Annotated in this window: 4 protein-coding genes; all 4 read left to right on the forward strand. The window is 66.8% G+C overall.

Annotated elements, in window-relative coordinates; translation table 11 throughout:
• A partial coding sequence (gene ftsH, locus AC5JJ6_RS23515) for an ATP-dependent zinc metalloprotease FtsH (protein ID WP_496044382.1) occupies positions 1-1671 on the forward strand: 1671 nt, incomplete at its 5' end.
• Positions 1672-1741: 70 nt separating this feature from the next.
• A complete protein-coding gene (folP, locus tag AC5JJ6_RS23520) occupies positions 1742-2818 on the forward strand; it encodes a dihydropteroate synthase (protein ID WP_496044383.1) in 1077 nt (358 codons plus the stop codon).
• A gap of 72 nt (positions 2819-2890) precedes the next feature.
• Positions 2891-4261, forward strand: coding sequence for a phosphoglucosamine mutase (gene glmM / locus AC5JJ6_RS23525; RefSeq protein WP_496044385.1), 1371 nt, complete (start codon positions 2891-2893; stop codon positions 4259-4261).
• On the forward strand, positions 4258-4929 hold a 672-nt coding region (gene thiD, locus AC5JJ6_RS23530; RefSeq protein ID WP_496044384.1), incomplete at its 3' end, for a bifunctional hydroxymethylpyrimidine kinase/phosphomethylpyrimidine kinase. The genes glmM and thiD, both read left to right, overlap by 4 nt.

The raw sequence follows: 4929 nt of genomic DNA on the forward strand, positions 1-4929 counted from the left end.
GGCGTCCGGATCAGCGCCATGCCCGACGACAGCAATGTGCCGTCGTTGTTCAGTGTGCTGCTGTCCTGGTTCCCGATGCTCCTCCTGATCGGCGTGTGGATATTCTTCATGCGCCAGATGCAGTCGGGCGGCGGCAAGGCGATGGGCTTCGGCAAATCGCGGGCGCGCCTGCTGACCGAAAAGGTCGGAAGAGTGACGTTCGATGACGTTGCCGGCATCGACGAGGCGAAGCAGGAACTCGAGGAGATCGTCGAGTTCCTGAAGGACCCGCAGAAGTTCCAGCGCCTGGGCGGCAAGATCCCCAAGGGCGTGCTGCTGGTCGGTCCTCCCGGTACCGGTAAGACCCTGACGGCCCGTGCCGTCGCGGGTGAGGCCAACGTTCCCTTCTTCACCATCTCCGGCTCCGACTTCGTCGAGATGTTCGTCGGCGTCGGCGCCAGCCGTGTCCGCGACATGTTCGAGCAGGGCAAGAAGAACGCCCCCTGCATCATCTTCATCGACGAAATCGACGCGGTCGGCCGTCATCGCGGCGCCGGTCTCGGCGGCGGCAACGACGAACGCGAGCAGACCCTCAACCAGCTGCTGGTCGAGATGGACGGCTTCGAGGCGAACGAGGGTGTCATCCTGATCGCCGCGACCAACCGTCCGGATGTGCTCGACCCGGCCCTGCTGCGTCCCGGCCGTTTCGACCGTCAGGTCGTCGTGCCGAACCCCGACGTGCTCGGCCGCGAGAAGATCCTCAAGGTCCATATGCGGAAGGTGCCGCTGGCTCCGGACGTCGAAGCCCGCATCATCGCCCGCGGCACTCCCGGTTTCTCGGGCGCCGATCTGGCGAACCTCGTCAACGAAGCGGCTCTGCTGGCCGCCCGTGCCGGCAAGCGCGTCGTCGGCATGGCCGAGTTCGAGAACGCCAAGGACAAGGTCATGATGGGTGCGGAGCGCCGCTCCATGGTCATGACCGAGGACGAGAAGAAGCTGACGGCCTACCACGAGGGCGGCCACGCCATCGTCGCGATCCACATGAAGGACAGCGATCCCGTCCACAAGGCCACCATCATCCCGCGCGGCCGTGCGCTCGGCATGGTGATGCGTCTGCCGGAAGGCGACCGTATCTCCCTCAGCCGCGCCAAGCTGGAAGCCGACCTTGCAGTCGCCATGGGTGGCCGCGTCGCCGAGGAGATCATTTTCGGCATCGACCGTGTCACTACGGGCGCGTCGTCGGACATCAAGATGGCGACCGACATCTCGCGCCGGATGGTGACCGAGTGGGGCATGAGCGAGAAGCTGGGGCCGCTGCTCTACGGCGAGCCGAGTCAGGAGGTCTTCCTGGGCCACTCGGTTACCCAGCACAAGAACATGTCCGACGCGACCGCCGCCCAGGTCGACGCCGAAGTCCGCCGGATCGTCGACGACGCATATACGACCGCCCGCAAGGTGCTGACCGAGAACCTCGACCAGCTCCACACCCTGGGTAAGGGGCTGCTGGAGTACGAAACCCTGTCGGGCGAGGAGATCAACGCCCTGCTGCGCGGCGAGGCGATCATCCGAACCGACAAGCAGGACACTCCGCCGCCGCCCAAGCAGCCGACTCCGGGACGCCGTGCGTCGGTCCCGACCAGCGGCAGCAAGGACTCCGGCGGTCTCGAACCGGAACCCCAGCCGGGTACGTAAGGACTGAAGACTAATGGCTCCAAACGATATGGAGCCGGCAACGAGCCCCGGATCACTCCGGGGCTTTTGCTTGTCGGCAGAGCGGGATGGCGGCGCGGTCTTCATCCGCCCGCTGGGCATCCTGGGACACGCGACGGCGGCGGCTGCTGTCGAAGCGGGTATCGCCCGCTGGCTGGCCGGCGGTCCGCTCGCCTTCGCGCTGGTCGAGGTGATCGTCAGGCATGGAGACGGGCGGATCGCCCGCGCGTCCGGTCCTCTGGCCGAAATCGCGGGATGGGAACCGGCGGCACGGTGGCTCGGCGCCCTGTCGCGCCCTCGGCAGCCCTTCGCCGGCCTTGTCCTCGACAAACCGGCGATCATGGGAATCGTCAACGTCACCCCCGACAGCTTCAGCGACGGCGGCGACTTCCTCGACCACGCCAATGCCATCGCCCAGGGCACGGCGCTGCTGGATGCCGGGGCCGATATCCTGGACGTCGGTGGTGAGTCGACCCGCCCCGGCGCCGATCCGGTATCGCCGGAGGAGGAAATCAGGCGCGTCGTCCCCGTCGTGCGTCATTTCGCCGGAACAGGCGCCAAGGTGTCGATCGACACCCGCCACGCCGCCGTCATGGCGGCGGCGCTGGAGGCGGGGGCGGACATCATCAACGACGTCACCGCCCTGACCGGCGATCCGGAAAGCCTCGGCGTCGCGGTCCGGTCGGCGGCTCCGGTCGTGTTGATGCATATGAAGGGGGAACCGCGCACGATGCAGCAGGCTCCCGATTACCTGGACGTTTCGACCGACGTCTACGCGTATCTGGCCGAACGGGTCGCGGTTTGCCTGGAGGCCGGCATCCGGCCGGAGAACCTGTGCGTCGATCCGGGCATCGGCTTCGGCAAGACGGTCGCGCATAACCTGGACGTCCTGCGCCATACCGCGCTGTTCCACGGCTTAGGATTGCCCGTCCTGATCGGCCTGTCGCGCAAGGGCTTCATCGGTACGCTGAGCCGCAAGGAGCCGCCGAAGGACCGGCTCGCCGGATCGCTGGCCGGCGCGCTGGCCAGCCTGGGGCAGGGCGCCCAGATCGTCCGGGTCCACGATGTCGCGGAGACGTATCAGGCCAGGGCTTTGTGGCTGGCCATCGAGGGGCAAAACGCCGCCTGATCGAATGCGTTTGCGCCGATCGTTGGCATGTCGCCGGTTTTTCCGCTAGAACACCGCGATTGTTCGAGAGGGATCATGACGCGAAAACTGTTTGGTACCGACGGCATCCGTGGCACCGCCAACATCGAGCCGATGACCGCCGAAACCGCGCTGAAGGTCGCCATGTCCACGGCGATCCAGTTCCATCGCGGCGATCACCGGCATCTGGCCGTGATCGGCAAGGACACGCGCCTGTCCGGCTACATGCTGGAACCGGCGCTGACGGCGGGGCTGATCTCCATGGGCATGGACGTGGTGCTGGTCGGTCCGATGCCGACCCCGGCGGTCGCCATGCTGACCCGCAGCCTGCGCGCCGATCTCGGCATCATGATTTCGGCGTCGCATAACCCGTTCCAGGACAATGGCATCAAGCTGTTCGGCCCCGACGGCTACAAGCTGTCCGACGAGGTCGAGGGCGAGATCGAGGCGCGCCTGAACGATCCCCTCGGGACCGGTCTGGTCAAGCCGGCGGCCCTTGGCCGCGCCAGCCGCCTGGACGACGCCAGCGGCCGCTATATCGAGTTCGTCAAGAACACCTTCCCGCGCGGCCTTCGGCTGGACGGGCTGAAGATCGTCGTCGATTGCGCCCATGGCGCCGCCTACAAGGTCGCTCCCAAGGTCCTGTGGGAACTGGGCGCCGAAGTCGTCGCGGTCGGCGTCAAGCCGGACGGCATCAACATCAACCGTGGCTGTGGCGCCACCGCTCCCGCGATGCTCCAGAGCGAGGTGCTTGCCAACGGCGCGGATCTCGGCATTGCGCTGGACGGCGACGCCGACCGGCTGATCCTGGTGGACGAGAAGGGGCGGCAGGTCGATGGCGACCAGCTCATGGGCATGGTCGGCCGGTCGTGGTGCGAAACGGGCCGGCTGAAGGGCAACGGCGTCGTCGCCACCGTCATGTCCAACCTGGGACTGGAACGCTACCTCAAGGGCATCGGCCTCGACCTCGTCCGGACGCCGGTCGGTGACCGCTACGTCGTCGAGCACATGCGCGAGCACGGCTTCAACGTCGGCGGCGAGCAGTCCGGCCATATCGTGCTGAGCGACTACGGCACGACCGGCGACGGACTCGTCGCTGCATTGCAGGTGCTGGCGGTCATTCAGGAGAGCAAGCTCCGGGTCAGCGAAGTCTGCCGCGTCTTCGACCCGCTGCCGCAATTGCTCAAGAACGTCCGGTTCGGCGGGGGCGCTCCGCTCGAGGACGACCTCGTCAAGGAAGCCATCCGAGACGGCGAAGCCCGGCTTGACGGCATCGGACGCCTGCTGATCCGCAAGTCCGGAACCGAGCCCGTCATCCGCGTCATGGCCGAGGGTGACGATGAGTCCTTGGTTAATGCCGTCGTGGGGGATATCGTCAACAGCATTCAGCAGGCGGCTGCACGGGAACAGGAAGCGGCGGAATGAGAGGAAGGGTCTTGATCGTCGCCGGCTCCGACAGCGGAGGCGGCGCCGGTATCCAGGGTGACATCAAGACTGTCACCGCACTGACGGGATATGCCGCGACGGCGATCACGGCCCTGACTGCTCAGAACACGCTCGGCGTGTTCGGCATCCATGCGGTGCCGGTCGAGTTCATCGCCCAGCAGATGCGGCTGGTGCTGGAAGACATCGGCGCCGACGCGATCAAGACAGGCATGCTCCACAGCGCCGACGTCATCAACACTGTTGCCGACGTGATCGAGGAGCTGGGCGCCGACATCCCGCTGGTGGTCGACCCCGTCATGGTCGCCAAGGGGGGAGCCTCGCTGCTCGACCCCGACGCCAGCCAAGCGCTCCAGCGCCGGCTGCTGCCGCTGGCCGAGGTCCTGACGCCCAACATCCCGGAAGCCCAGGTGCTGAGCGGGATGGAGATCCTCGACATCAACGACATGCGCCACGCCGCCAACCTGATCCTCAGCTACGGCCCGCAGGCCGTCCTGATCAAGGGCGGGCACATGGAAGGCGAGACCGTCACCGACATCCTGGTCACCAACGACGGGGAGGAAGTCTTCACCTCCCGCCGGATCGAAACGGTCCACACCCACGGCACCGGCTGCACGCTGGCCTCCGCCATCGCGACCGGTCTGGCGCAG

It is taken from the genome of Skermanella sp. (assembly GCF_059503625.1).